Origin of the sequence: Paenarthrobacter sp. NPDC058040 (assembly GCF_042885775.1) — a bacterium.
In the GTDB taxonomy this organism is placed as follows: domain Bacteria; phylum Actinomycetota; class Actinomycetes; order Actinomycetales; family Micrococcaceae; genus Arthrobacter.
In genome coordinates, this window is record NZ_JBHVRN010000010.1 from 52873 (window position 1) to 79604 (window position 26732).

26 protein-coding genes are annotated in these 26732 nt (G+C 64.5%); 15 read left to right on the forward strand and 11 right to left on the reverse strand.

What is annotated here, in order from left to right; genetic code table 11:
- Positions 1 to 16: 16 nt before the first annotated feature.
- The 4 genes from ACFVSJ_RS15200 to ACFVSJ_RS15215 form a co-directional block, all read right to left on the reverse strand.
- Positions 17 to 895, reverse strand: a complete 879-nt coding sequence (locus ACFVSJ_RS15200) for a 1,4-dihydroxy-2-naphthoate polyprenyltransferase (protein WP_387437702.1) — start codon at positions 893 to 895, stop codon at positions 17 to 19.
- A 52-nt stretch (positions 896 to 947) separates the two neighbouring features.
- Positions 948 to 2078, reverse strand: a complete 1131-nt coding sequence (locus ACFVSJ_RS15205) for an AMP-binding protein (RefSeq protein ID WP_387437703.1) — start codon at positions 2076 to 2078, stop codon at positions 948 to 950.
- A gap of 8 nt (positions 2079 to 2086) precedes the next feature.
- Complete coding sequence (locus tag ACFVSJ_RS15210) at positions 2087 to 3034, reverse strand: 1,4-dihydroxy-2-naphthoyl-CoA synthase (protein ID WP_387437704.1); 948 nt, start codon at positions 3032 to 3034, stop codon at positions 2087 to 2089.
- Positions 3035 to 3147: 113 nt separating this feature from the next.
- Positions 3148 to 3876 (reverse strand): CPBP family intramembrane glutamic endopeptidase, encoded by a 729-nt coding sequence (locus ACFVSJ_RS15215; RefSeq protein WP_387437705.1) that lies wholly within the window; start codon positions 3874 to 3876, stop codon positions 3148 to 3150.
- Between the two features lie 157 nt (positions 3877 to 4033).
- Here ACFVSJ_RS15215 and ACFVSJ_RS15220 point away from each other — a divergent pair, with 157 nt between their 5' ends.
- The 11 genes from ACFVSJ_RS15220 (at position 4034) to paaZ (ending at position 16588) form a co-directional block, all read left to right on the forward strand.
- The gene (locus ACFVSJ_RS15220) at positions 4034 to 5683 is read left to right on the forward strand and encodes an ABC-F family ATP-binding cassette domain-containing protein (RefSeq protein ID WP_387437707.1); all 1650 of its coding nucleotides are present in this window, start codon (positions 4034 to 4036) and stop codon (positions 5681 to 5683) included.
- A gap of 276 nt (positions 5684 to 5959) precedes the next feature.
- Complete coding sequence (locus ACFVSJ_RS15225) at positions 5960 to 7423, forward strand: amino acid permease (RefSeq protein WP_387437708.1); 1464 nt, start codon at positions 5960 to 5962, stop codon at positions 7421 to 7423.
- A gap of 259 nt (positions 7424 to 7682) precedes the next feature.
- Entirely contained in the window at positions 7683 to 8141 is a 459-nt protein-coding gene (locus ACFVSJ_RS15230; protein WP_387437709.1) for an SRPBCC family protein, read from the forward strand.
- Positions 8141 to 8797, forward strand: coding sequence for a pentapeptide repeat-containing protein (locus ACFVSJ_RS15235; RefSeq protein WP_387437710.1), 657 nt, complete (start codon positions 8141 to 8143; stop codon positions 8795 to 8797). The genes ACFVSJ_RS15230 and ACFVSJ_RS15235 overlap by 1 nt, the downstream gene beginning before the upstream one ends.
- A gap of 133 nt (positions 8798 to 8930) precedes the next feature.
- Positions 8931 to 10157 (forward strand): thiolase family protein, encoded by a 1227-nt coding sequence (locus ACFVSJ_RS15240; RefSeq protein ID WP_387437711.1) that lies wholly within the window; start codon positions 8931 to 8933, stop codon positions 10155 to 10157.
- Positions 10157 to 10939 carry an enoyl-CoA hydratase/isomerase family protein gene (locus tag ACFVSJ_RS15245; RefSeq protein WP_387437712.1) on the forward strand — a complete coding sequence of 261 codons (783 nt, stop codon included), beginning with the start codon at positions 10157 to 10159 and terminating at the stop codon, positions 10937 to 10939. Before ACFVSJ_RS15240 ends, ACFVSJ_RS15245 begins: the two co-directional genes overlap by 1 nt.
- Positions 10936 to 11799 (forward strand): 3-hydroxyacyl-CoA dehydrogenase family protein, encoded by an 864-nt coding sequence (locus tag ACFVSJ_RS15250; protein WP_387437713.1) that lies wholly within the window; start codon positions 10936 to 10938, stop codon positions 11797 to 11799. The genes ACFVSJ_RS15245 and ACFVSJ_RS15250 overlap by 4 nt, the downstream gene beginning before the upstream one ends.
- A gap of 87 nt (positions 11800 to 11886) precedes the next feature.
- Entirely contained in the window at positions 11887 to 12483 is a 597-nt protein-coding gene (locus ACFVSJ_RS15255) for a GNAT family N-acetyltransferase (RefSeq protein WP_387437715.1), read from the forward strand.
- A gap of 142 nt (positions 12484 to 12625) precedes the next feature.
- Entirely contained in the window at positions 12626 to 13540 is a 915-nt protein-coding gene (locus ACFVSJ_RS15260) for an SGNH/GDSL hydrolase family protein (RefSeq protein WP_387437717.1), read from the forward strand.
- A gap of 93 nt (positions 13541 to 13633) precedes the next feature.
- The gene (locus ACFVSJ_RS15265; RefSeq protein WP_387437718.1) at positions 13634 to 14347 is read left to right on the forward strand and encodes a tyrosine-protein phosphatase; all 714 of its coding nucleotides are present in this window, start codon (positions 13634 to 13636) and stop codon (positions 14345 to 14347) included.
- 141 nt (positions 14348 to 14488) lie between these two features.
- On the forward strand, positions 14489 to 16588 hold the full coding sequence (gene paaZ / locus ACFVSJ_RS15270) for a phenylacetic acid degradation bifunctional protein PaaZ (protein WP_387437720.1): 2100 nt from the start codon (positions 14489 to 14491) through the stop codon (positions 16586 to 16588).
- A 133-nt stretch (positions 16589 to 16721) separates the two neighbouring features.
- Here paaZ and ACFVSJ_RS15275 read toward each other — a convergent pair whose 3' ends face one another.
- The 4 genes from ACFVSJ_RS15275 to ACFVSJ_RS15290 form a co-directional block, all read right to left on the reverse strand.
- Positions 16722 to 17129, reverse strand: a complete 408-nt coding sequence (locus tag ACFVSJ_RS15275) for a VOC family protein (RefSeq protein WP_387437722.1) — start codon at positions 17127 to 17129, stop codon at positions 16722 to 16724.
- 165 nt (positions 17130 to 17294) lie between these two features.
- Positions 17295 to 17897: a TetR/AcrR family transcriptional regulator gene (locus ACFVSJ_RS15280; protein WP_387437724.1), complete on the reverse strand. Its 603-nt coding sequence runs from the start codon at positions 17895 to 17897 to the stop codon at positions 17295 to 17297.
- 85 nt (positions 17898 to 17982) lie between these two features.
- Positions 17983 to 19311 (reverse strand): phenylacetate--CoA ligase PaaK, encoded by a 1329-nt coding sequence (gene paaK, locus ACFVSJ_RS15285; RefSeq protein WP_387437726.1) that lies wholly within the window; start codon positions 19309 to 19311, stop codon positions 17983 to 17985.
- Between the two features lie 7 nt (positions 19312 to 19318).
- A complete protein-coding gene (locus ACFVSJ_RS15290; RefSeq protein WP_387437727.1) occupies positions 19319 to 19780 on the reverse strand; it encodes a hotdog fold thioesterase in 462 nt (153 codons plus the stop codon).
- A 155-nt stretch (positions 19781 to 19935) separates the two neighbouring features.
- Between ACFVSJ_RS15290 and ACFVSJ_RS15295 the strand changes: the two genes are divergently transcribed.
- Positions 19936 to 20520 (forward strand): GNAT family N-acetyltransferase, encoded by a 585-nt coding sequence (locus ACFVSJ_RS15295; RefSeq protein ID WP_387437728.1) that lies wholly within the window; start codon positions 19936 to 19938, stop codon positions 20518 to 20520.
- A gap of 87 nt (positions 20521 to 20607) precedes the next feature.
- Here the strand turns inward: ACFVSJ_RS15295 and ACFVSJ_RS15300 are convergent, their stop codons facing one another.
- Complete coding sequence (locus ACFVSJ_RS15300) at positions 20608 to 22164, reverse strand: putative bifunctional diguanylate cyclase/phosphodiesterase (RefSeq protein ID WP_387437730.1); 1557 nt, start codon at positions 22162 to 22164, stop codon at positions 20608 to 20610.
- A 2-nt stretch (positions 22165 to 22166) separates the two neighbouring features.
- A complete protein-coding gene (locus ACFVSJ_RS15305) occupies positions 22167 to 23228 on the reverse strand; it encodes a hypothetical protein (protein WP_387437731.1) in 1062 nt (353 codons plus the stop codon).
- Positions 23229 to 23335: 107 nt separating this feature from the next.
- On the opposite strand from ACFVSJ_RS15305, the gene ACFVSJ_RS15310 reads away from it, so the two are divergent.
- Complete coding sequence (locus tag ACFVSJ_RS15310; RefSeq protein ID WP_021473873.1) at positions 23336 to 23503, forward strand: hypothetical protein; 168 nt, start codon at positions 23336 to 23338, stop codon at positions 23501 to 23503.
- Positions 23504 to 23649: 146 nt separating this feature from the next.
- Here ACFVSJ_RS15310 and ACFVSJ_RS15315 read toward each other — a convergent pair whose 3' ends face one another.
- On the reverse strand, positions 23650 to 25293 hold the full coding sequence (locus ACFVSJ_RS15315; protein WP_387437732.1) for an ATP-binding protein: 1644 nt from the start codon (positions 25291 to 25293) through the stop codon (positions 23650 to 23652).
- A gap of 194 nt (positions 25294 to 25487) precedes the next feature.
- Between ACFVSJ_RS15315 and ACFVSJ_RS15320 the strand changes: the two genes are divergently transcribed.
- Together ACFVSJ_RS15320 and ACFVSJ_RS15325 are read left to right on the forward strand one after the other, a co-directional pair.
- Positions 25488 to 25871: an STAS/SEC14 domain-containing protein gene (locus tag ACFVSJ_RS15320; RefSeq protein ID WP_387437733.1), complete on the forward strand. Its 384-nt coding sequence runs from the start codon at positions 25488 to 25490 to the stop codon at positions 25869 to 25871.
- Between the two features lie 38 nt (positions 25872 to 25909).
- The gene (locus tag ACFVSJ_RS15325) at positions 25910 to 26713 is read left to right on the forward strand and encodes a class I SAM-dependent methyltransferase (RefSeq protein WP_387437734.1); all 804 of its coding nucleotides are present in this window, start codon (positions 25910 to 25912) and stop codon (positions 26711 to 26713) included.
- Positions 26714 to 26732: the final 19 nt, after the last annotated feature.

Consider the following 26732-nt stretch of genomic DNA (forward strand, 5'->3'; position numbering starts at 1 on the left):
GTTTTCCGCTTGGCAATCAGATCCGGGTGAGGATCAATCCGAGCGAGAACAGCAGGCTGTAGCCGAGGTTGATCAGGCCCGTCTGCTTGAGCACGGGGATGAGGCTCTTGCGCTTCTTCCCGTTGACCATGAGCCAGGCCGGCATCAGGCAGGCCGGGATCAGCAGGAGCACAATCAGCATCCAAGGCTTGGTGGGCGCCAGCACCACCACCAGCAGTATCGCGACGCCCAGCATCAGCACGTAGCTTTCACGGGCATGCCTGTCACCCAAACGCACGGCCAAGGTCCGCTTCCCGGCCGCTGTGTCCGTGGGGATGTCCCGGACGTTGTTGGCCATGAGGAGCGCGCAGGCGATGAGTCCGGTGCCGATCGCGCCGATCACCGCCGCCAGGCTGACCTGCCCTGCTTGCGTATACGTGGTTCCCAGTGTGGCCACGAGCCCGAAGAACACGAACACGAAGACGTCGCCCAAGCCGAGGTAGCCGTACGGGTTCTTGCCTCCGGTGTAGCCCCACGCTGCCAGGACGCAGCCGATTCCCACCAAGATCAGCCACCAGGTCTGGGTGATGATCACCAGGATGAGGCCACACACCATGGCCAGTCCGAACAGCCCGAACGCCGCCCACTTCACGTGATCCGGCTTGGCCACGCCGGAGCCCACCAGGCGCAGCGGGCCAACGCGGTCCTCGTCGGTGCCGCGGATGCCGTCGGAGTAGTCGTTGGCGTAGTTGACGCCAATCTGGAGCAGCAAGGCCACGAGCGCGGCCAGGATGGCGTTGGGCAGCCGGAAAGCATGGAGTTCGAAGGCCGCTGCGGAGCCGATCAGAACCGGCGCAATCGCTGCGGGCAGTGTGCGGAGCCGGGCTCCTTGAATCCATTGTGCAGCTGTCGCCACGTGCAATACCTCGTGTGTTTCGCGTTGATCTTCGGTTTGGGGACGAACTTGTCTATTGTCCCTGATGGAATTGCTCGAGCTGTTCGATCATGGCCAGCCTGTCCGGCTTTCCGTTGGGGAGCATGATCAATTCGCTGACGGCAACCACGGTTTTCGGCGCCAGGGCGCCCAAGACGGTCTCCGGCCTGGCAGTGAATCCGCGGATTCCTTCGGGCGTGGGATCGGTCACCGCGACGTAGGCGGCAACGGCTTGTCCCCACTCGCGCGAGGGGACGCCGGCCACGAAGGCCGCCGTGACGCCGTCGAGCTCTTCCAGCTTGCTTTGGATGAACGCGGCGGAGGCCTTGACGCCGCCGGTGATGATGACGTCGTCGGCGCGCCCCAGGACGGTGAGCCTGCCATCGGGTGACAGCTCGCCCAAATCGCCGGTGACGTACCAGCGCGTGTCGTCGTCCTCGAAGAACGCTTCGGGGCCGCCGTCCAGGTAGCCGGCGGCGACAGTCGCGCCGCCCAGCAGGATGCGCCCCTCCAGTTCGCCCTCGCCCAGGCGGACCTCGACGCCGTCCAGCGGCTCGCCGTCGTACACGCACCCGCCGCAGGTCTCGGCTGAACCGTAGGTGGTCACTACGTTCAGTCCCTCTGCGTGGGCCGCGGCGAGCAGCGATGGAGACGCCGGTGCGCCGCCAAGGAGGATGCCGTTGAAGCGGCGCAGCACGGCCAGGGTTTCCGGGGCGGGGGAGTCCAGGAGCCGCTGCAACTGGGTGGGAACCAGCGACGTGAAGCGGATCTTGTCCGTGAGCTCCCCGGCGGCGGCCGTAAAGGCCTCGGGCGTGAAACCGTTGGACAGGTCCATCACCCATGGCCTGGTTCCGGCGTACAGGGACCGGACCAGCACCTGCACGCCGGCCACGTACTGGAGGGGAAGGGCGAGCAGCCACTGGCCTTCGCCGCGCAGGGCGATGGCCGTGCCCACGGATGACGCCGCCAAGGCATCAACGGTGAGCACTGTTGCCTTGGGCGTTCCGGTGGATCCCGAGGTGCGGACCACTACTGCGGCGTCCTCGATGCCGGTTTCCACGGGCAGCGCGCCCGGTGCGCCGTTGGCGTCAACGACGATTTCGACGGCGGGGCCCTCGCCTTGGAGGGCGGCGGCCAGCGCCTTGAGGATGGGATCGATGTCCACGGCGGGTCCTAGAAGTAGTAGGGGAAGTTTGACCAGTCGGGATCGCGCTTCTGGAGGAACGCTTCCTTGCCCTCCACGGCCTCGTCCGTCATGTAGGCCAGGCGCGTCGCTTCGCCGGCGAAGACCTGCTGCCCGGCGAGGCCGTCATCCGCGAGGTTGAACGCGAACTTGAGCATCCGGATGGCCTGTGGCGACTGGCGGGCAATGTCCGCGGCGTACTCCAAGGCCACTTCTTCGAGGCGTTCGTGGTCCACGGCCTCGTTGACCGCGCCCATGCGCACCATGTCCTCGGCGGAGTATTCGCGGGCAAGGAAGAAGATTTCCCGCGCGGCTTTCTGGCCGATCTGGCGGGCCAGCAGCGCAGAGCCGTATCCGGCGTCGAAACTTCCCACCGTGGCGTCCGTCTGTTTGAACTTGCCGTGCTCGCGGGAGGCGATGGTGAGGTCGCTGACCACGTGCAGTGAGTGGCCGCCGCCTGCCGCCCAGCCGTTCACGACGGCGATGACCACCTTGGGCATGGTCCGCATCAAACGCTGGACTTCGAGGATGTGGAGGCGTCCCGCGCGGGCAGGGTCGATGGTCTCCTGGGTATCGCCTTCGGCGTAGCGGTAGCCGTCGCGGCCACGGATGCGCTGGTCGCCGCCGGAACAGAAGGAATGGCCGCCGTCTTTTTCCGACGGCCCGTTGCCGGTGAGCAGCACCGTCGCGACATCCGGCGTCATGCGGGCGTGGTCCATGGCGCGGTAGAGCTCGTCCACGGTGCCGGGGCGGAACGCGTTGCGGACCTCGGGCCGGTTGAAGGCGATCCGGACCGTGGGAAGGTCCTTGACCCCGTCAGCCGTGCGCTCGACCTGCCGGTGGTACGTCATGTCCTTGAAGTCGTCGAAGCCGGAAACTGTGCGCCAGCGCGAGGGGTCAAAGACGTCGGAAACCTTGGCGGGGAGATCGTTGTTCACAGTCCGAGTCTAGTAATGGCCCCAGCTGATGCAGAACTCGCCGCCCCTCCCGCCCGCCCAACTAGGTCGCATTTTTTGGCGTTTTGAGGGCTCAAAACGCGCACAAATGCGACCTAGTTGGGGAGGAGGTCGGCCGGGACGGCGTAGATCAGGACCACGGCGAGGAGGTTCTTCGCGGCGTGGACAAAGTAGGAGAACATCAGGTTCTTGCCCGTCCACACGTAGACCCCCACCAGGACCACTGCCATGCCCAGGTACGGCGCGAGGGCGGACAGTTCCAGTCCTTCGCGGCCAATGGTGTGGATCGAGGCGAACACCACCGTGGACACAATGCAGCAGATCCAGATGTTTAGGTACTGCGACAACTTGCCGATCAGCAGATGCCGGAACAGGTACTCCTCCACGAACGGGCCAAGGAGCACCAACAAGGGAACCATGAGCCATGCGGGCACGTGCTGCAGCAGGCCCTGGATGCCCATTTGGTTCTCGGAGCTCTGCGCCCCGCCCAAAGCCGCCACCAGGATCGCCGTGATGATGAGCATGACCACCACGGCCAGCGGGACCATCCCCAACGTGAACCATGGCCGGGTGCCAAGGATCCGGAAGTCACGGCCCACCACGCGCCAGGCCGAAGCGACGGCGAAGATGCCGACGGCGGCATAGAAGACCGCGTTCACGGCATAGGACGCTGTGGCAGGCTCCGGGAAAATCTGCAGCATGAGCCGCTCCACGGACGCGCCGGCAAACGTAAAGTAGGCCGTGAAGCCCACATAGGCCACGACGGCGGCAGCATCAAGGATGTTGAACCGGTACAGCCTGGTTTGCGTCGTGAGGGAGCCCATATGACCAGCCTAGCTTTTGCCGCCCGTAACTTGACTGGACAGCGTCCGCCCGGGCAGGCTGGAGCGATGGAGTCCTAACCGCAGCCCCTTCTTCCGGCTGCCTTCCCAGTGCCCACATGGCGTTCTGCCAATAACTGCGGACCTGCAAGGACATCTCTTGACCCATCACCTACACCTTTCCGGCGTTTCCCACGGCTACGGGGACCGCGAACTTTTCACGTCCGTCGACCTCGTGGTCGATCACGGCGAACACGTCGCCATCGTCGGCGAAAACGGCGCGGGGAAGTCCACCCTGTTGCGCCTGCTGGCCGGCGAGGAAACGCCCGACGGCGGCAAGGCCGGTTCGCGGGGACCCGGCGGCTACCGCGTTGGCTACCTCGCGCAGACCCACGGACTTCCCGAGTCCCTGACGGTAGGGGATGCCATTGACGCCTCCCTCTCGTCCCTGCGCTCCCTTGAAGCCCGGATTGGGGAGTTGGAGGAGGGCCTTGCCTCAGCGGACCCGGAATCCCTGGACCTCTATGGACAGCTGAGCACCGAGTACCAACTTCGTGAGGGATACGCCGCCGAGTCCCGGGTGGAAGCGGCATTGGACAAGCTGGGGCTGGGAGGCCTGGACCGGCGTCGAACGCTTTCCTCCCTCTCCGGAGGCGAGCAGGAACGGGTGGCCCTGGCTTGTTTGCTGGCCGATCCGGTCGATGCCCTGCTGCTGGACGAGCCAACCAACCATCTGGACGCGTCGGGAACCGAGTGGCTGGAAGCAAGGCTGGCCGCCCACCGGGGGACCGTCGTCGTGATTTCGCATGACCGCGTCCTTCTGCGGAAGCTGGCCACCACAGTGATCGAAGTGGATGCTGAACGTCGCTCGGTGGCGCGGTACGGCAACGGCTACGACGGGTATCTTCGCGAGAAGGCGGCCCAGCGTGCCCGATGGGTGCAGCAATACGACGACTGGCTGGACGCCATGGCTGCCGAGAAGCTGCAAGCCGCGACGGTCGCTGGAAGCATGGGGTACGGCCGGCGTCGCGATAACGACAAGATGGCCTTCGGCGTGAAGACCGGTACCTGGGAGCAGGCCGCGGCGAGCAAAGTCCGGAACGCGAAGGAGCGGCTGCGGCGGCTCGAGGAGAACCCCGTTGAGCGGCCGCCCGTACCTCTGGCGCTCGCGGCTCCGTTGGAATCTTCACTGGATGGGGACGGCGCTCCGGCCATTGAAGCCGTGGGTGTCGCCGTTCCCGGGCGTCTTCAACACACTGACCTGCACGTGCGGCCCGGCAACAAAGTGCTCCTCACCGGGCCAAATGGTGCCGGAAAATCCACGCTGCTCTCTGTCCTTGCCGGCGACACAGAACCGGCTGCGGGCGAGGTCCGCCTCTCAGGAGCCGTGGGCTATCTCCGCCAGGAACTCGAGGTGCCGGTCCGGCCCGGACTGCGGATGCTGCCGGTCTTTGCCGCCGGCCTCGGAGGCAACATCGACGAGCACGCCGAGGCCTTGCTCCGTCTGGGACTGTTCCGTCCCGCCGAGTTCCATGTTCCCGTGGGGAGCCTCTCCGCCGGACAGCAACGGCGCCTCGCCCTGGCCCGGCTGCTGTTGGGCGGATACGACACCCTGATCCTGGACGAACCCACCAACCATCTGGCGCCCGTGCTGGTGGAACAGCTCGAGGATGCTCTGGCGTCTTTTGCCGGCACCGTGCTGATGGTCAGCCACGACAGGGCGTTGGGGAAGTGGTTTGATCGTTGCGCGCGTTTGGCGCCTGTTGGTGACTGGGTTCGCCACGGGATGCACGACGGCGTCCTCCTCTAAGCAACGCGGGGTCACTTACGGCCCATCAGGGGTGTCCGGATGGGCCGTAAGTGACCCCGCGTTGGCGCACTGCAGCAAGGGTTTGTTGCCTGCGTCACGAGCGCCGCGTCATATGCCGTAAGATAGACGGGTTGCGCGAACGTTCGGCGTTCTGCGGCCTGCGTCACACAGCGGATTCCCCAAAGCAGGAAAATCCGAATTTTGTGTGCCGATTCCGCCCGTGCTCCGGCACTGGCGCAACCACAACAGCAATACCCCAACCCACAAGGAACAGCTGTGCCGCAAAGTACTCCCACAGATCTCCAGAGCCCCAAGGCCTCAACCGCCGCCGGTACCTCCACCCTCAGCGCCGAGGGCTACCAGAAGACCCTCAGCCGCCGCCACGTGACCATGATCGCCATGGGTGGCGCGATCGGCGTCGGCCTCTTCATGGGCGCCGGTGGCCGCCTGGCCTCCACGGGCCCGGCCCTGATTTTCTCCTACGCCATTGCCGGCGTCATCGCCTACCTGCTGATGCGCGCCCTCGGTGAGCTCATCATGTACCGCCAGACCTCCGGTTCGTTCGTGAGCTACGCCGGTGAAATGTTCGGCAAGAAGGGCGCCTACCTGTCCGGTTGGATGTACTTCATCAACTGGGCCATGACCGGCATTGCCGAGCTGATCGCGATCGGCCTGTACTTCCAGTTCTTCTTCCCGAACGTTCCCGTTGAACTGTCCGCCATTGCTGCGCTGGTGCTGCTGGTGGCCGTGAACCTGTTCAGCGTCAAGGCGTTCGGTGAATTCGAGTTCTGGGCTTCCTGCCTGAAGGTCGCCGCGATCGTGATCTTCCTGGCCGTGGGCACCTTCATGGTGGTCACCAACGCACAGGTCGGTGCCGGCCACGCCTCCGTGGGCAACCTCTTCCACGACGAAGGCGGCATGTTCCCCAAGGGCGGCCTGGTGATGATCCTGGTCCTGAACGCCGTGATCTTCGCCTACAACGCGATCGAACTCGTCGGCATTACCGCAGGCGAGATGCAGAATCCGGAACGCGAAGTTCCCAAGGCGATCCGCGCCGTCGTGATCCGCATTGTGGTGTTCTACGTCGGTTCCGTGACCCTGCTCGCCATGCTGCTGCCCTCGGACCAGTACAAGGCTGGTACTTCGCCGTTCGTCACCGTGTTCGGGCAGATGGGCCTGGGCTGGATGGGCGACGTGATGAACATGATCGTCATCACCGCCGCGCTTTCTTCCTGCAACTCCGGCCTGTACTCGATCGGCCGAATCTTCCGCACCATGGCCAACAATGGCCACGCTCCGCAGTGGCTGACCAAGATGTCCACGCGCCACGTTCCTTACGCTGCGATCCTTGCGATCGGCGGCGTGTACCTCGTGGGGATCCTCCTCAACATCTGGCTGGGCGGCTCCCACGCCTTCGACCTCGCGCTGAACACGGCCTCCATCGGCGTGATCTTCACGTGGGGTTCCATCTTCGCGAGCCAGATTGCCCTGCGCCACAAGCGCGGGAGCGTATCCTCCCTGCCGATGCCCGGTTCGCCGTGGACCAGCTGGTTGGGCCTCGTTGCCCTGCTGGCCATCACCGTGCTGATCGGTTTCGACACCGTGACGGACAAGGCCACCGGCGACGTGTTCCTCCTGGGCCTCTGGACCCTGGCGACCATCCCGTTCTTCGCCCTGGTCCTGTGGCTCGGCTGGCAGAAGGTCAAGAACAACGAGCCCAAGAGCGAGCTGTTCAGCTAGGTTCCAAACACGCACGACGGCGGGTGCCCGCCTTTGGTGACGAGGTCACCGGAGGCGGCGCCCGCCGTTTGCATGTTCGCCCTCGCGTTGCGGGGCCCGTTGTGCGGGGTATTCGGCGTGCATGGGGCGCAGAGCGGGCCTCACAACTTTGCACCGTCGCGTTGCGGGGCCCGTTGTGCGGGGTATTCGGCGTGCATGGGGCGCAGAGCGGGCCTCACAACGGCGTGAGAATGTCAGTGCCCGGGTCTAGGCTCGATGTATGGATCACACCACCACCCTGACCCAGCACGTCAACGCCAGCCCGGAGAAAGTCTGGGCCGTCATCTCGGATATTCCTGGATCGGCAAGCACCATCTCCGGGATCGACTCCATCCAGATGCTCAGCGAAGGCCCATACGGCGAAGGCACCCGTTGGAAGGAAACCCGCACCATGATGGGCCGGCAGGAGACCGTGGAAATGTGGGTGTCGCAAACGGACCCGCCCCGCAGCACCACCGTCAAGGCCCTTCAAGGCGGCGCGGACTACACCACACGCTTCGCGCTAAACGAACGCGACGGCGGCACGGACCTCAGCCTGACGTTCGGCGCAGAGGTCCTCAAGCCCACGCTCCTGAGCAAGGTAGCCATGGCCCTCTTCGGGAAGATCGGTATGAGTTTCACGCGCAAGGCCCTGGCCAAGGACCTCGCCGAGATCGCGGCGAAGGCGGAATCCCTCTGATGGCGGCAGCGAAGGTAGCAGCCCCGAAGATTTCCCCGGTGCGCTTGGATGAACTGCACGACGACGACGCCCCGGACTTCCAGCGTGGCGAACGGTATGACGGCGTCCGGTTCACCAAGGCATCCGCCGACGGCGAGGAGCTCAGCGGTGCCGATTTCATCGAGTGTGAGTTCAACAGTGTGTCCTTCAATGAGGCGCAACTGCGTGGTGCCACCTTCCGGGAGTGCATCCTGTCGGAGCCGTTTGCTCCGGTGTTCCCGGCGGCCCGCACCTCTTGGCAGGACGTGGAGATCAGCAACCCGCGGTGGGGTTCGGCCGAACTTTGTGAGGGAACCTGGCGTTCAGTCCGAATCGACGGCGGCAAGCTCGACTACGTGAACCTCCGCGGCTCCAAACTGGTGGACGTGCAGATCTCCGACTGCATCATCAATGAACTCGATCTCGGCGGCGTCACGGGAACCCGGGTGGCTTTGAAGAACTGCACCATCGGCTCCCTGGATGTCACCGGCGCCAAGCTTAAGGACGTGGACCTGCGCACGTCCGAGTTCCGCGGAATCAATGGGCTCGCGGGCCTGTCCGGAGTGGTCATCGACGACTACCAGTTGAGCCTCCTCGCCCCACTTCTTGCCGGGCATCTGGGCATCCGCGTGGTCTGAACCGGGCATGCGGGTCAGCGGATGGCAGTGAAGTCATCTGTTGACCCGCTTGCCAGGCCGTGTAATCTTTATAGAACGAACGGTCGGTATATTATTCCGTGCCGGTCCCTTTCACTTCGCGAAGGATGTTCTCATGGTCGAGGCTTTTCTTGTTGGCGGCGCACGAACGCCGGTCGGTCGCTACGGTGGGGCCCTGTCCTCCGTCCGTCCCGACGACCTTGCCGCCTTGGTGGTCCGGGAAGCAGTGGCGCGTGCCGGCGTCGACCCTGACGCCATTGACGAGGTGATCCTCGGCAACGCCAACGGCGCGGGCGAGGAAAACCGGAACGTTGCCCGCATGGCAACCATCCTTGCCGGACTTCCCCTCCACATCCCCGGGATCACGGTGAACAGGCTCTGCGCTTCGGGGCTGAGTGCCATCATCATGGCCAGCCAGATGATCAAATCCGGTGCAGCGGACATCGTTGTGGCCGGTGGTGTCGAGTCCATGAGCCGTGCACCATGGGTGCAGGAAAAGCCGACCACGGCATTCGCCAAGCCCGGCCAGATCTTCGATACGTCCATCGGCTGGCGCTTCGCGAACCCGCTGTTCACCAAGGGTGAGCTGTCCCGCGAAGGCAAGATGACCTACTCCATGCCGGAGACCGCTGAAGAGGTGGGCCGGGTGGACAACATCTCCCGCGAGGATGCCGACTCCTTTGCGGTGCGCTCCCACGAACGCGCCTTGGCGGCGATCGCCGGCGGCAGGTTCAAGGACGAGATCGTTCCGGTCACGGTCAAGACGCGCAAGTCCGAAACAGTCGTGGACACGGATGAAGGTCCGCGCGAAGGCACCACCATGGATGTGCTCGCCGGGTTGCGGCCGGTGGTCCCGGGCGGCTCCGTGGTCACGGCAGGCAACTCCTCCACACTTAACGACGGTGCCTCGGCCATCATCGTTGCGTCCGAGGCCGCCATCAAGAAGTTCGGCCTGACGCCCCGTGCCCGAATCATCGACGGCGCTTCGGCAGGCTGCGAACCCGAGATCATGGGCATCGGCCCGGTCCCCGCCACCCAGAAGGTTCTTGCCCGGGCAGGCCTGAGCGTGGACCAGCTCGGCGCCGTCGAACTGAACGAAGCTTTCGCCACCCAGTCGCTCGCGAGCATGCGCCGCCTGGGCCTGGACCCGGACATTGTGAACAACGACGGCGGAGCCATCAGTTTGGGGCACCCGCTCGGTTCCAGCGGCTCGCGTATCGCCATTACGCTGCTGGGCCGCATGGAGCGTGAACTCGCCTCGGCTTCAGGGCCGAAGCTCGGCCTGGCGACCATGTGCATCGGCGTCGGCCAAGGAACCGCGATGCTGCTGGAAGGCGTGTAATGGCACTGAACCCGGAAGACTTCAGCACCCTGCTCCTTGAGGAACGCCATGACCGGCTCACAGTTTTCTTGAACCGGCCGGAGGTCCGCAATGCGATTGACCAGAAGATGGTGGACGAGCTTCACCTGGTGTGCGCCGAGCTGGAAAAGAACCCGAAAGTCCTGATCATTGCCGGCACGGACGGCGTGTTCGCCTCAGGGGCGGACATTGGACAGCTCAGGGAACGTCGCCGCGACGATGCCCTCCAGGGAATCAACTCCACGATCTTTGTCCGCATTGCCAAGCTTCCCATGCCCGTCATTGCCGCCCTCGACGGGTACTGCCTGGGTGGGGGAGCGGAGCTTGCCTATGCCGCCGACTTCAGGATTGGAACTCCGAGTGTCCGGATCGGCAACCCGGAGACCGGCCTGGGTATCCTGGCCGCAGCCGGTGCCAGTTGGCGCCTCAAGGAGCTTGTCGGGGAACCGAAGGCCAAGGAAATCCTCCTCGCCGGGGCGGTGCTGCGGGCTGAGGAAGCCCTCCGCATCAACCTGATCACGGGGATCTACGAGGCCCCGGAACTCATGGATGCCGCACACCAATTGGCGGATCGCATTGCCCGCCAGGACCCGCTGGCAGTGCGCATCACCAAGAGCGTGTTCCACGCTCCGGCCGAGGCCCACCCGTTGATCGACACCCTGGCCCAGGGGATCCTTTTCGAATCCCAAGCCAAGTTCGACCGCATGCAGGCTTTCCTGGACAAGAAAAACACCGCCGAGCCACAGAACAGGACGCAGAAATGACAGCAGTTCCCGCCATCCCACACGTGGTTGGAGTTCTCGGCGGAGGCCGCATGGGCGCCGGGATCGCCCACGCGTTCCTGACCAAGGGTGCCACCGTGATCGTTGTGGAACGCGACCACGAAGCCGCTGCGGGCGCGCATGGCCGTGTGTCCGAGGCAGTGGCCAAGTCCGCAGCGCGTGGCACTCTTGCAGAAACTCCGGAAGAGGCCCTGTCCCGCTTCAGTACCTCCACTGATTACGAATCCTTCGTCCACTGTGGTCTTGTGGTTGAGGCTGTGCCGGAGGACTACGAGCTCAAAGTCACGGCCTTGAAGGCCGTGGAGAACCACCTTTCGGCCGATGCTTTCCTGGCCTCCAATACGTCCTCCCTGTCGGTCACCAATCTCGCGGGGGAGCTCCGCCGTCCCGCCAACTTCGTGGGTCTGCACTTCTTCAACCCGGTTCCCGCTTCCACTCTCATTGAGGTGGTTCTGGGCAAAGAGACCTCACCCGAACTTGCTGCCGCGGCGAAAAGCTGGACCGAGGCACTCGGCAAGACCGCCGTCGTCGTTAATGACGCTCCGGGGTTCGCGTCCTCCCGGCTGGGTGTGGCCATTGCGTTGGAGGCCATGCGCATGGTTGAGGAAGGCGTCGCGTCCGCCGAGGATATTGATGCGGCCATGGTGCTCGGCTACAAGCATCCGACTGGACCGTTGAAGACCACGGACATTGTCGGCTTGGATGTGCGCCTGGGCATCGCAGAGTACCTCCACTCCACGCTGGGGGACCGCTTCGCTCCGCCGCAGATCCTGCGCGACAAGGTGGCGCGGGGCGAGCTGGGCCGCAAGACGGGCAAGGGCTTCTTCGACTGGGCGGACTGATCCTCCCAACTAAGTCGCACTTCGCGTCGTTCTGAGCGCTGGGAACGACGCGAACTGCTACCCAGTTGGGTCCGCTAGGCTGTCCGGGTGACTGCGATTGAACCCATCACCCTGACCGGCAAATTCGTTACCCTCGAGCCACTCAGCACGGTCCACCATGACGGATTGGTTGATGCGGCCAGCGACGGCGAATTGTGGAAGCTCTGGTACACCTCCGTGCCGACGCCCGACGGAATGGCCGCCGAGATCGAGCGGCGCCTGAACCTGCAGTCCAAGGGCTCAATGTTGCCCTTCGCGACGCGGTTGAACAGCACAGGCCGGCTGATCGGCATGACGACGTACATGAACATCGATTCCGTCACACCGCGCGTTGAAATCGGCTCCACCTGGAACGCCGCGTCCGTGCATGGAACGGGCACCAACCCGGATTCCAAGCTGTTGCTCCTGCGCCATGCTTTTGAAACGCTGGGCTGCCCCGCCGTCGAATTCCGTACGCACTGGCTCAACCAGCAGTCCCGCGACGCGATCGCCCGGCTTGGCGCGAAGCAGGACGGGGTGCTCCGGAACCACTCGCGCAGCGCCGATGGAGCCCTGCGGGACACTGTGGTGTTCTCCATCCTGGAGCACGAGTGGCCCGCGGTCCGGAACGGCCTGGAGTACCGCCTGACGAAGTACACGGCGTAGGCGCTTGCGGGGTCTTTTCGGCCAAGGCTGCCGGGGGTAATCTAGCCACACATTGCCCCGGTACGCGGCCGACTGGTGGGCGAGCCGCGAAGTGGTCCTTTCATCTGGACCAGCGGAGCCCCACAGCACAAGGGGAATGACCATGGCAAACCATCACGGCCGACGCCGGTACGCGGCTTTCGCGGGAATCCTCGCCACTCTGGCACTCATCGTTGGCTCTGCGGCTGCCCCCGCAGCGGCTGCGCCGCCTCCGCCAATCAGCTATGTGGCACTCGGTGATTCGTATGCCGCCGGGACGGGGGCCGGCGGACTCTACAAACCGCCGGGCGTGGCCTGCTGGCAAAGCCATCCTGGTTACGTGGACGATGTGGCGAACACAGGCCGTGTGGAGTTGGCGGTGAACCTTGCCTGCCACGGTGCGCTTCTTTTCAATGACCCGGCCAATCCGAGTCCGTTCTACAACGGCGCACCAACTGTGCAGGAGCAAATTATCGCTGGGCAGTCCGCGCTTCAGACTGCCGGTCTGGTCAGCATTACTGCGGGAGCCGTCGACGCCGGAAGCCTGCTGGCGCTGAGCGCGTGTGCCTCGCCGGATACCAGCGTCTGTGCCGCGACAGTGGCCCGGATTCGTGCCAACGTGGGCTCCCTCGTACCGGCCCTCGCTGCTAGCTACGCAGGTGTCCGCGCTGCTGCTCCCAGCGCGACCATCGCCGTCTTGGGGTATCCGAGACTCTTCGATCCGTCCCGGGGAGACGTCACCGCAGGCGGCGTGGCTGTAGTGCCGGTAGCAAACCAGGTGCAGGTGAACCTGGCCGTCGACTCCCTGAACGCGGCTATCGCACAAGCGGTTGGCCTGAGTGGGCCGAAGGTACAGTTTGTCGACGTCACCAAACGGTTCCTGGGACATGCAGTTAATTCCGGAGCTGATGCCTGGCTTGTGCTGCTTCTCCTGAACCCGCTGCCCGACGCCAACTTCCACCCGAACGTGGCCGGGCACCAGGCCTACGCCGCGGCGCTGCTTTCGACGGCCAAACCGGCCAGGCCAGCCAAGCAGTAGGGACGCTCCCAACCCGCTGATCCGTCGTTGCCCGGCAACGGGACAGCGGGTCACCGGCGCGTTCACGGCCGCAATTGTGCTTAGCTGGCTCCTATGGATGGGACCACTTCGGCTCAGCAGGATGTCCACTGGGATGGTGCCGTCAATGCCTGGCGGATTGCCGGAGATGTGTACCGGATGGGGCGCCACGAATGGGTCACCGCGGCCGGTTGGCAGCAAATGTACGACGACGGCGTCCGCACGGTGATTGACCTGCGGGCCTCGCGCGAGCGGCGGCAACGCGACACCGATCCCGAGGTGCCGCACGACGTGAAGGCGCGGATCGACGTCGTACATTGCCCAACAGAAGACCCGGACCATGGCGACTTCGTGAGGCTCTTCGGCCCGTATCTCAAGGAACCCGGCCAGTACGCGGAGTACCTCACGCTGTTCGCGGACAAGATCGCGGATGTCTTTAAGACGATCGCGGCGGCCCCGGCCAAGGTAGTGGTTCACTGCTCGGCGGGAAGGGACCGGAGTGGTGTGATCGCCTTGATGCTGCAGCGCCTCGCAGGGGTCGATGACGCGGAGATCGTCCGGGGTTACGAGTTGGCCGCCCGCGGAATCAATGAACGCCACCGGACCCATGGTGCACCGCATGCCCATGATCCCTATCTGGAGCAGGCGGACCTGGAGGCCTTGCTGGAGCGGCGGCGCGCGGCGCTTGAGGTGTTTCTCGGCGAACTGGACGTACAGGACTACTTGCGTGCCAATGGAGTGACGGATTCCGAGATCGCCGTGTTGAAAATGAAGCTGGCTGCCGCCTGACGGCGTCGCGGCAAAATTTCTTGCTGACCTCGGCCGGTCCTTCATGTACCCTGTATATATTACCGAACGGCCGGTCAGTAATGTTGGCCACTCCAGCGATGACCGTGCCGCTTTCATGTGCCTTGGAAGGACCCGTCGACGATGACCACTACAGCAGTCGCCCCGGAAACCACAGCCGTTGCCACCGTCCCCAGCTATGTCCAGGATGCGTGGTGGACTCCCGCGCCCGATGCCAAGTCCGTCCCCGTCAGGGATGCCAGCACCGGTGAAGTCCTCGCCAACGTGAGCACCGACGGACTGGACCTTGCCGCCGTCGTCAATTTCGGACGCACCACGGGCCAGGACGAACTGGGCAAGCTGACGTTCCACCAGCGCGCGCTCAAGCTCAAAGAGCTGGCCATGTACCTGAACGGGCGCCGCGAAGAGCTGTACGCGGAGTCCTCGCAGACCGGTGCCACCAAGATCGACAATATGATCGACATCGACGGCGGCATCGGGGTCCTCTTCACGTTCGGCTCCAAGGGCCGCCGCGAACTGCCCAACTCGCAGGTTGTGGTGGACGGTCCCATGGAAATCCTGTCCAAGGACGGGTCCTTCGCCGGCGAGCACATCTACACCCGCATCCCCGGCGTTGCCGTGCAGATCAACGCCTTCAACTTCCCGGTGTGGGGCATGCTGGAAAAGTTCGCCCCCGCGTTCCTGGCCGGCGTTCCCACCATCGTGAAGCCGGCGACGCCCACAGGGTACGTCGCCGCAGCTGCGGTCAAGGCGATCATCGAATCCGGGATCCTTCCTGCGGGCTCGCTGCAGCTCATTTCCGGCTCGGCCCGGACCATCCTGGATGAACTCGACTACCGCGACCTCGTGTCCTTCACCGGCTCGGCGTCCACGGCGAACTCCCTCAAATCGCACGCCAACGTGGTCCAGGGCGGCGTCCGCTTTACCTCCGAGACGGACTCCTTGAACGCCGCGATCCTCGGCCCCGACGCCGTCCCCGGCACCCCGGAATTCGACGCCTTCGTCAAGGCCGTCGTCACCGAAATGACCGTCAAGGCAGGCCAGAAGTGCACCGCGATCCGCCGCGTGATTGTGCCTGCTGAATTGACGTCGGAGGTCGCCGCAGCCATTGGCAACCGCATCAACGAGCGCGTCGTGGTCGGCGACCCCCGCGCCGAGGGCGTCACGATGGGCGCCTTGGCCTCGTTGGAACAGCTCGCCGACGTTCGGGCTGCTGTCCAGTCAATGCTCGACGCCGGAGGCGAGCTTGCGTACGGATCCTTGGACGCGCCGTCGGTCACCTCAGTTGGAGGCACCGTGGGCGTAGTGGAGGACGGCGCCTTCATGGCTCCCGTGCTCCTGAGCTGGACTGACGCCGAAGCCGAAGAGGTCCACTCGCTTGAGGCCTTCGGCCCGGTGTCCTCGGTGATCGGTTATTCGGACCTCGCCGACGCCATCCGCCTTGCAGCCCGCGGCTCAGGGTCGCTCGTGGCTTCGGTCTGCACCAACGATCCCGCTGTTGCCCGCGAACTTGTCACTGGCATAGCTGCCCATCATGGCCGCGTCCACATGCTCAACCGGGAAGACGCCCGCTCGTCCACCGGGCACGGCTCGCCGGTTCCGCACCTGGTCCACGGCGGCCCGGGGCGTGCGGGCGGTGGCGAGGAGTTGGGTGGTATCAGGTCCGTCCTGCACCACATGCAGCGCACGGCTATTCAGGGGTCCCCGAACATGCTCACGGCCGTCACCGGTCAGTGGCACACCGGCGCCGACCGGAACTTCACGGTGGAAACGGAGGGGGAGCACCCGTTCCGGAAGTCGCTCGCCACCCTCCGCATTGGCGACGCCGTCCGCTCAGAGCTGCGCCAGGTCTCGCTGGATGACATCACTGCTTTTGCGAATTCCACGGGCGATACCTTCTATGCCCACACGAACCAGGAAGCTGCCGAGGCCAACCCGTTCTTCCCCGGAATCGTGGCGCACGGGTACCTGCTGCTGAGCTGGGCTGCGGGACTGTTCGTGGAGCCCGCCCCGGGTCCTGTGCTGGCCAACTACGGGCTGGAAAACCTGCGCTTCATCACTCCCGTGGCCGCCGGAGATTCGATTCGCGTAACTTTGACGGCCAAGAAGATCACTCCGCGCGAGACCGATGAATACGGCGAGGTTGCCTGGGACGCGGTCCTAACCAACCAGAACGACGAGATCGTAGCCACCTACGATGTCCTCACCCTCGTAGAGAAGTAACGCTCTCTCACGTAACCGCCCCTTCCGGCCGGATCCTCTCTCACGTAACCGCCCTTTCGGCGGGATCCTCTCTCACTGAAAACAGAAACGAAAAGGCTTCCCCTGCGCGGGGAAGCCTTTTCGTGTTGGTCGGTCAAAGCTGGTATTCGGCCTGTTGGCCCAGCGTTTCATGAATACACAGGACGTTGTTCTCGGTGTCCATGAACCAGGCACATTTTTCGGCCTCGGTAGTGCAGATATGGTTTTCCGTCTTGAGATCGGGCAGGTCGTAATCCTGGAAGGTGACGCCCCTGGCTTCCATCTCTGCGACAAGTCGCTCGATGTCATGGACCTCAAAACTGAGTGCGGTATGGCTGGAGTGCATGCCATCCGTGATGGGCAACAGCTGAAGCATGGCGCCACCGTCGTTGCCGAACAAATCGTTTCCGTCCCACGTCATTCCCCGGTGCGGCAGGCCGAGCTTTTCCGCATAGAACATGCGGGCGCGGCTCATGTCGTCGACGGGCAGGACAGTTGTGGCTGTGTTGAGGGCTAGATGCATTGTGGCCACCTCCTACGCTGAAAATCTTACGCTCGGAGAGGCCTGCTAGACCTTACGATTCGCTTGCCGGATCGCTGCATTCGACGCCGGTGAGAGAGCGTCGGGGGGGAAGGGGGTGTTTGGTGAGAGAGCGTCGCCGGGAAGGGGCGTTTTGGTGAGAGAGCGTCAGGCGGCGGTGTGGAGGCCGTCGAAGGCCATGGTGATGACGTCGTCGGCGAGCTTCTCCGGGGACAGCGAGCCGCCCGGGCGGTACCACTCCACGATCGAGTTGATGGTGCCGAACAGCAGGCGCGTGACGGTGCGGGGATCGATGTCCTGCCGCAGCGAGCCGTCTTCGCGGGCTGCGGAAATCAGGGAGGCCACCTTGTGGTCGAACGCACGGCGGCGCTCCAGGGCGTCCCGCTCGATCTCTGTGTTGCCGCGCAAGCGAAGAAGCAGCGTCACGAAGGGCAGGCGCTCCACGAGGACGGCAATGGTCTGGCGGAGTACGAATTCGAGCCGGGCATCGGCCGGCCCGGTCAGCGCGGAGGGCTGTTCGAGGATAGCCTCAAGGCCGCCCAATGCGTGGTCCAAGGCGAGCTTCAGGAGGTCGCCCTTGGAAGGAACGTGGTGGTAGATGGCTGACTTGGAGATCCCAAGGTTCTCGGCCAGGATGCCCATGGACGTTGCGTCGTAGCCGTGGCGGTTGAAGACGTCGACGGCGATGCGGAGCACCGACTGCTGGTCGTAACCGGGCCGTCCGCGCTTGGCTGTTGTCTCAGTAGGCATGCTGGCATTTTCTCACGATCTCTTGGCGGGCTCCCGATCGGCGACGCCGCATGTCCGCGAAGACAAGCAGCGCCGCCTCAACAAGTCAGCCCTTCGGACGAAGGTCGTAGATCCGGCGGAGCTTCCCGTTGGACCTTTCAAGCGAACCCGGTTCCACGACGTCAACCACACAAGAGGACCCGACGTGGATCTTGATCTGCTCGCGCAAGGTGTGGGCCGCCGTCGTGCCCGAATCAACCGGGACGTTTTCGCGCCGCTCGATCCTGACCGTCAGCGAATCCATGCGCTTGCCTTCGGGCCGGGTGATTTCCAACTGAAAGTGCGGGCTGAGCTCGGGAATGCGCAGGGCGATTTCCTCGATCTGCGAAGGGAAGAGGTTCACGCCGCGGAGGATGATCATGTCGTCGCTCCGACCGGTGATGCGGCCCATGCGGCGGTGTGCCGGGCGTGCGGTGCCGGGGAGCAAGCGGGTGAGGTCCTTGGTGCGGTACCGGATGATCGGGAGGGCTTCCTTGGTCAGGGACGTAAAGACCAACTCGCCGGGTTCCCCATCAGAAAGGACCGTGGAGTGATCGAATGGATCGATGATCTCGGGCCGGAAGTGGTCCTCCCAGATGTGGCAGCCGTCCTGGGTTTCCACCGCTTCGCCGGCGACGCCCGGACCCATGACTTCGGAGAGCCCGTAGATGTCCGAGGCCTTGATGTTCATGGTGGTTTCGAGTTCGTGGCGCATCTCTTCGGTCCACGGTTCAGCGCCCAGCACCGCGTACTTGAGCGAGGTGGAGGTGGGATCGATGCCTTGGTGGGCCATGGCGTCGGCGATGGTCAGCAGGTAGGTGGGCGTGGCCAGGATGGCGTCCGGCTTGAAGTCCTGGATGAGCTGGATCTGGCGTTCGGTCTGTCCGCCGGACATCGGGATGACCGTGCAGCCAAGCGCTTCGGCGCCGGCGTGCGCGCCGAGGCCACCGGTGAAGAGGCCATAGCCGTAGGCGTTGTGGACCTTCATGCCGGGCCGGACGCCGGAGGCGCGGAGGGAGCGGGCCACCAGCGTGCCCCAGTTGGCGAGGTCGTTCTTGGTGTAGCCGACGACGGTGGGACGCCCGGTGGTGCCGGAGCTCGCGTGGATCCGGGCCACCTCGTTCTGCGGTACGGCGAACATACCGAAGGGGTACTCGAGGCGGAGGTCTTCTTTGGTGGTGTAAGGGAACTTGCCGAGGTCGCCCAGCTCGCGCAGGTCCGTGGGGTGCACGCCCGCTTCGTCGAACTTGCGCTTGTACAGCGGCACGCGGTCGTAGGCGTAGGCGACTGTGTGCTGGAGTCGGCTGAGCTGGAGTGCCTCCAGTTCGTCCCGGGACATGGTCTCTTCGCGGTCCAGCACGGGTGCGTCCGCGGGGGCGACGGTGTTCTGTGTCATGGGTTTCCTACTTCTTGGAGATGGTGCGGCTGCGGCCACGGAACTCTGCGATGAGTTCGCCGGGCGCGTCGATGGAGGGTGTGGCCGCGGCGTCTGCGGCATAGAGCTGGATGTCGTACAGGCCGCTGCGGCCGGTACTCGCGCGGCGGTTCGCGACGGCGGTAATCACCTGGCCTTCGAAGGCCGGCTTCATGAAGTTGATATCGACGCCGGAGGCCACCGTGATGTTGGCGGCTTCCGCGGGCGTGGGGTTGGCTGGGTTGCAGGCCAGTGCGAAGGCGGTGTCACCGAAGGCGAAGATCATTCCGCCATGGGCCATGCCGAAGCCGTTGAGCATTTCCTGCCGGAGCTTCATTCGGATGGTGGCGTGGCCGTCGTCGAGCTTGAGGACCTCGATGCCCATCCATTCGGACGCGTAGTCGTTGGTCAGGATGTGGTGCGAAGCACCGGAAAGGGTTGTTTCAACCATGCGTCATTGCCTCCAGCTTTATTTACCGAATGTTCATTAGGTAATCCCAGATCGAGCCAACTGTCAAGACTGGACAAGGAATCCAGGGCAGGAAACGGGTCGTCCGAACCCCGGGATTGGACACCGCTTCAGGCGAACGTTGTAGCCTCGGAGGCATGCCCGACATTGAGCTTCCCATCCTCACCGAACGACTCATCCTCCGTCGCTTCGAAGCCGAAGACCTCGAACGCTTCCACGGCTACCAATCCCTCCCGGAAACTGCCAGGTTCCTGCTGCGCCCCGAACTGAGCAAGACCAAATCCATGGAGGTCCTGGGGCGCTATGCAAACTTCGAGTTCAAGCAGGAGGGCGATTGGGTGTGCCTGGCCATTGAACGCCAGGACCAGCCCGGGCTCCTGGGCGAGGTGGTGTTGAAATGGCTCGAGGGCCCGGGGCAGGCGGAGATCGGCTGGATCCTGCACCCGGACGCGAGGGGAGAGGGAATCGCAACGGAAGCCGCGGAGGCCGTCCTGGACCTGGCCTTCGGACTCCTGGCCTTCCACCGCGTGGATGCCAAGCTCGATTCACTCAACTCGGGGTCGGCGGGGATCTGCCGGCGCATCGGCATGCGGCGGGAAGCCTCGCTCGTGGACATCTGGCACTACAAGGGGCAGTGGGCCACGGAAGACATCTACGCCATCCTCGATTCGGAGTGGCGGGCGCGAAGGGTGGCTGGCACCGAAGGCGCGGCGGCGTCCTAGACCGCGGCAGCCGGCGGCCGCGCCAAAGGCAACTGGACCAAGGCACCAAGCCGCCCCACCGCCGTCGTACGTTCAGTCCCGGGACGTTCAGTCCTGGACCGGCCACGCCTTGTGGTGCTTGAGCTGTTCGGTGAGCTGCGCCTCCGGCAGTGGCCTGCTGAAATAGTAGCCCTGCCCGCTGGTGCAGCCGATGCTGAGCAGGTACTGGGCCTGGTCCTCTGTTTCGATGCCTTCCCACACAGCGCCCAGGCCGCAGGCGCGGATGAGCTGCAGCACGGCGGCGAGCAGGGCCGGCTGCGAGGGGTCGCTGCCGAGCGCCGAGAGCAGCGAGCGGTCCACTTTGACGGCGTGCACGGGCAGCCGCCGGAGATAGTCGATGGAGGAATAGCCTGTGCCAAAGTCGTCGATTTCCATGCCCACCCCCAGCCGCTCCAGGGCTTTCAGGGTGTAGCGGTCAAGGTCGTTGCCTTGGATTACCGCACTTTCGGTCAGTTCCAGGACCAGCATGGACGGATCGAGCCCCGCTGCCGAGAGTGCGTCCCGGACGTCCTCCACGAACTCAAGCCGCTGCAGGTCCGCGGCGGAGACGTTGATGCGCATGTTGAAGTCGTGGTGGGCCGTCAGGGGATCATTGCGCCACCGCTGCAATTGCTCGACGGCGGTGCGCAGCACCCAGCCGCCCAGATCGGAGATCATTCCGGTTTCCTCGGCGATGGGAATGAACTCGTCCGGCATCACCAGTCCGCGGGTGGGGTGGTTCCACCGGACCAGGGCCTCCACACCTTCGATGCCGCGCGTCTCCAGCCGGATGATGGGCTGGTAGAAGAGCACCAGCTGCGAGCCGGAGATGGCTTCCTTGAGCTCGCTGATCAGTTGGTTGCGGAGCTGGCGGGCGTGCAGCATCTCCGGCTTGAACATCTTCAAGCGGCCTCGGCCCTCGGCCTTGGACTCGTACATGGCGATGTCCGCTTCCATCATCAGCACCTGGGCAGTCTGGTCCGGTTGTGCCATCCGCAGGCCCATGCTGGCGCCGCAGCGAAGGTGGTGGCCTTCGATTTCCATGATGCCGTCGACGGCGGCAAGCACCCGGTTGCCGATCGAGTTGGCGATCGCCGGCGTGACGTCGCGCAGGAGGACGGCGAACTCGTCACCGCCCATGCGGGCCACCATGTCCTCTTCCCGGACGGCGCCGCTGATCCGCTGGGCCACGATCTCCAGGACCCGGTCGCCAATGGTGTGGCCCAGGGAGTCGTTGATGCCTTTGAAACCGTTCATGTCCAAGAGGAGGATGCCAGGCCGCTGGCCTCCGTTCCGGGCGCGTCCCTGGGCCTCGGTCAGTGCGGAAGTGAACGCGGAACGGTTGTTGAGTCCCGTGAGCGAATCGGTCATGGCCATGTGCTGCATCTCGCGGTGGGCCTCGTGAAGCTGTTTGGTGCGGGCCGCTACGCGTTCCTCGAGCTCGGCGTAGATGATCTGCAGATCCTCGGCCAGGAGGTTGGTACCCATGATGACGGCGTCGATTTCGTCGCGGGCGTCAGAGATCTGTATCCGGGCTTCGAGGTCTCCGGCAGCCAGTTTGATGATGCCTTCCAGGAGCAACCCCAGACGCGGGTCGTTCCCGGCCTCAGACTTCCCCTCGGACATGCTCACCCCTTGTGCGGTCCGCCTGGCTCTTCTGCGGTACGCCCAACATTATCGCGGAGATACTCATGAACGGCAGAGCTGCGTTCCGGCAGGGCTGCCTGCTCGAACAGCGCGGCCGATTGGTCGAACGTTGCTTGGGCCTCTTGCTGCCGGCCCAAGGCCAGCAGGGTCCGGCCGAGGAGGAAGTGGGCTTCCGCTGCCGTTTGGGTGGCCAGGAGGGAGGAACGGTTGCACAGCGGCTCAAGGATCGCCAGGGCGGCGGGCATGTCCTGGTTGAGGTAGTTCCAGCGGGCCCGGACCAGTGACATCTCCAGGTGGTCGCGTTCGGAGCCGCCCACAATGTCCGTGGCAAGCTCCGCCCTCTCGATGCAGCGAAGGGTAGCCGCGTCGCTCAGCTTGGCCTGCAGGCGCATTTCGGCCGATGCCCGGTTGAAACGTGCCCACAGGTCAACATCCTTGGAAGGCGAGAGCCTCTCCGCGGCAAGATCGTGGTAGAGGCCGCCGTCGGAAACCCTGTCAGCGAGGAAGGCGACGTTGCCGATCACCCAGTAGCCCTTGCCCGCCGTGTCCTCGTCGACGTCGGTCAGCAGGTTCTCGAGTTCCAGGCACTCGCGCCAGGCGTCCTCCAGCATCCTGCTTTCGGCCAGGGCGGCGATGAGGGCACGCTGGGCCAGGATCTGCACGTACAGCAGGTCGGGGTCCCCGGCGGCGAGCTTTGCGGCGTCGGAAGCCATCGCAGCCGCCTCGGCAAGGCGTCCAAGTCCTTGGAGGGCGACAGCCACCATGGTTCCGGCCTTCGCGCCGCGTTCGGCAGAGGACGAGGTGAGGGAGTGGTCATTGAGTTCCGTTGAAAGCTTGAGGTATTCCTCGATGCGTCCCTGATCGCGGCGACACTCGGCTTGCAGGTACAGCATGTTCCACCAAGCGTCATCGTCACCGGCGGAAGTGGCCAAATCGGCGGCTTCGGCGGCCAGGCGGAAGGCTTCGTCGAAGTCGCGTTCCTTCCATTTGGCGCGTGCGTTGAGTCCGGCTACGACCACTGGCGTTAGTTGGGGACTCTGCATGAGGCCATTATCCATGTTATTGCCGAAGAAAAGCTCGTATAGTTTGCCCCGTGACTTTATTCAAGTCACGCACAAGAAATTCGCATCAGAACGAAAGGGCACAGCGGATGAAGAAATTTGCGGCAACTCTGCTCATGGCAGCAGTCCTGGCGGTTACGGGCTTTGCGGCACCGGCAAATGCCGAGCCTTCGCAGGACAGCACGGCAATCGGCTGGTGGCCGAACAGCGTCACCACCAAGACCAACACCACCAGCATCGGTTGGTGGCCGAACTAATTGGGGGGACGCCTGTAAAGGCCCCATGACGCAAATTGATGCCCCGGGATCCGAACCCGGGGCATCAGTTTTGTTTCGGCATGTGTCGCGGATTAGTGACGACGCACGTCAGGGTTGCCAGGCCTGATTGACAGACTTGTCACAAGCTAGGGCCCACCCACGGGCAATTCCACGGACACCGTGGTCCCGGCACCCAGAGTCGAGTCCAGGTCCAGGCGGCCCATATGGCGGCTGACGATGTCCTGGGCGATGGCCAGTCCCAGGCCGCTTCCGGGAACCGCTGCCGCCGTCGCGTTGGAGGCCCGGTAGAAGCGTGTGAAGATGTGCGGCAGATCGTGCTCGGGGATGCCCAGGCCGGTGTCTTCGATTTGTACCAAGGCAGCCTGGCCGCCGTCTTCGGTGGCCGCCAAAACACTCGTGATCCCAACCCGGCCACCCTCGGGCGTGAACTTGATGGCGTTGGCCACGATGTTGGTGAAGACCTGTTCCAGTTTGGCTTCGTCCGCTGTCACCTCGATGTCTTCCGAGGCCTCCACGTAGGAGATGGCAACATGGCGCGACTCTGCGAGCGGCCGCAGCGTGGCAACCACCACCTGCAGCAACTTGGCGATGTCCACGGGCTTCAGGTCCAGGTTGCTGCCGTCCTGCATGGACACGGTGAGCATGTCCTCGATGAGCCGGCGGAGCCTGTCTGAATTCCTGGCGATGACATCCAGCATTTTCTTGATGCCATCCGGGACGGGGCCGCCTGAGCCGTCGCGGATCATATCCAGGTAGGCCGTGATGGACGTCAGGGGTGTGCGCAGTTCATGGTTCACCGTGGCCAGGAAGTCCGTCTTGGCTTTGTCGAGTTGCCGCAGTTGGTGGAGAACCCGCTGCTGGGCACTGATGAGGTGGCCCTGGATGAGGCCGTGTGCCACGTTCCCGGCAACGTGCTGCATGAGGTTGATTTCCGGACGCGTCCAGTCGTGGCTCGCCTCATCCGTGGCCAGGAGGATGACGCCCAAGGCGGAGGCGCCCTCGCCCACGGGGAGGATCGCGGAGGACACGGGACTCAGCTCAGGCGACCATTCGCGCAGCGCCCGGGCAAGGCGCGAGTCGGGCTCCGTCCGATGGTCGGGGGCAGCCAGGACGTCTGCCTCAGTCCAGAGCCTGTTGGCGAGGTCCAGGATGACGCTCTCCATGTCGCCGAGCTTCGCAGGAAGTTGGGCGACGCCGGGGCGGTTCCACTGGGCGCGGATGGAGGGTACCCGTTCGTCGCGGAACGTCGCGAACCACACATGGTCGACGCCCAGGGCTTCGCCGAAGCCGCGCACCACGTGGTCGGCAATGAGCTGGGGATCGTTGGTTTCCCGGATGGCGGAGGACACGTTGCGGAGGCGTTCGCGCAGGGTTTCCACTTCGGCGCGGGCACGGTCGCGTTCCTTGGATCGGCCGATCAGCGTGTTGACGCGGTAAACCAGTTCCTCGGGGCGGATGGGGTGGAGGACGTAGTCCACCATGCGCCACGCTTCAACCTCTTCCAGGTCCACCGCTTCTCCGGCGTCCAGGAGCAACAGGACGGGGACGCCTGGGCTGCGAAGGCCGTGCGCCAAGGAATTGTCCAGCACCACCACGGAGTGGTTGTTGTGTTCCAGGCTGACGGCCAACGAGGCTGCGTTGGAGGCGGGAAACACGTGGAATCCCGCAGCGGTCAGCGCGGCCGACGTCAACGTCAGCCGTTCAATATCGGAGTCCGCCACCAAGGCGGAGAGCGAAACCTGCTGGACATCGGCCCTGTCCGAAACCACTGAGCCCCCTCCGATACAACATTCGTTCCACGGCAAATACCAGATTTGCCAACACACTATCAGCGCATGCCCCGGCTGCGGACCAGCGGCACTGAATGCGTCGAAGCTGGCTTGGACGTCCTTGCCCCGGGCATTCGCCGGCCCTAAAGTGCCAGTTGGGGCTGCCCCGCCCCAACCAATCGCCGAGGAGCACAGTGGACCATCCAGAAGCTTCGGAAGACCTGCAACCGGTCACGTTCCAGCTGGAACTCGAGGACCAAGGCATCTTGCGGCTGACGTGGCCGCGAGGCGCGAGGATCAAGGAATCGGACGCCCAGCGTGCCATGGACCGGGTCAATGAGCTGTGCGGGGAGGATCGGCACCCCATGATCGTGGACATGGCTACCACCGATGACGTCACCCGCGGCGCGCGCTCCGTCTTCGCCAAGCCCTGCCAAGCGAATCGGATTGCCCTCTGGGGGTCCTCTCCGGTGGACCGGGTGATCGCCAACTTCTTCCTGGGCATCATGAAGCCGCCATGCCCCACCCGCTTTTTCACCAACGAAACAGAAGCCCTGGAGTGGTTGGTTGAGGAATAAGTGCAGGTGAAGGCTATGTGTCCGCCTATATTGGGAGCATGTTCTCCGCTCTCCGGAAGTACCTGCTGATTCCGCGCTTGATCAGGCTCTCTTCCGGCGCGCCCCGGGATCCCTTGACAGCGTGGGACACGTATTGGGGCAACGTCCGCTCCACAGGTGCGGCCGGGGATGTGCTGTGGGATTCCGGCAGCGGCCACGAACTGGAGGGCTACCTTCCCAAGCTTTTATTGCTCGATCCGACGCTCCCCATGGTGGACGTTGGCTGCGGCAATGGCAGTTTTACCCGTCGGCTGGCGCGGCATTTTCCGCACGCCCTTGGCCTGGACTACGCGGCCAACGCCGTCGAAAGGGCTCGGCAGGAAACGGCGGACCTGACGACGGCGTCCTTCGGCGTATGCGACATGACGGCACCTGGCGCTTCGCGAGCCGTGGCGGCTGCCCTCGGCCGGGCAGGTTTCAGCGGTGACGCCAACGTCTTTATCCGCGGTGTGCTCCACGTGCTGGACCGCAAAGGCAGGGCCGCGTTGGCAGCGAACCTGCTGCCCGTCGTCGGCAAGCGCGGCACCGTGTTCCTGGTCGAGACAAACTTCCCTGGCACGCCCGTGGACTATGTAACCCATCTTGGGGCCACGAAGGACTCCATCCCGGCGCCCCTTGAGTGGGCCATCCGCGGCTTGCCGATGCCGGGCCGCTTTGGTGCGGCGCAACGCCGCAAGGCATTCCCGACGGCGGATTGGCACCTTGTCGAGGAGGGCGCGGCGAACATTGAAACGCGTCCGCTGAGCAACCCCTCGGCACCCGACGTCATCCCGGGCTATTTCGCGATCCTCCGCGCCCGCTGACCCAACTGGGTCGCATTTG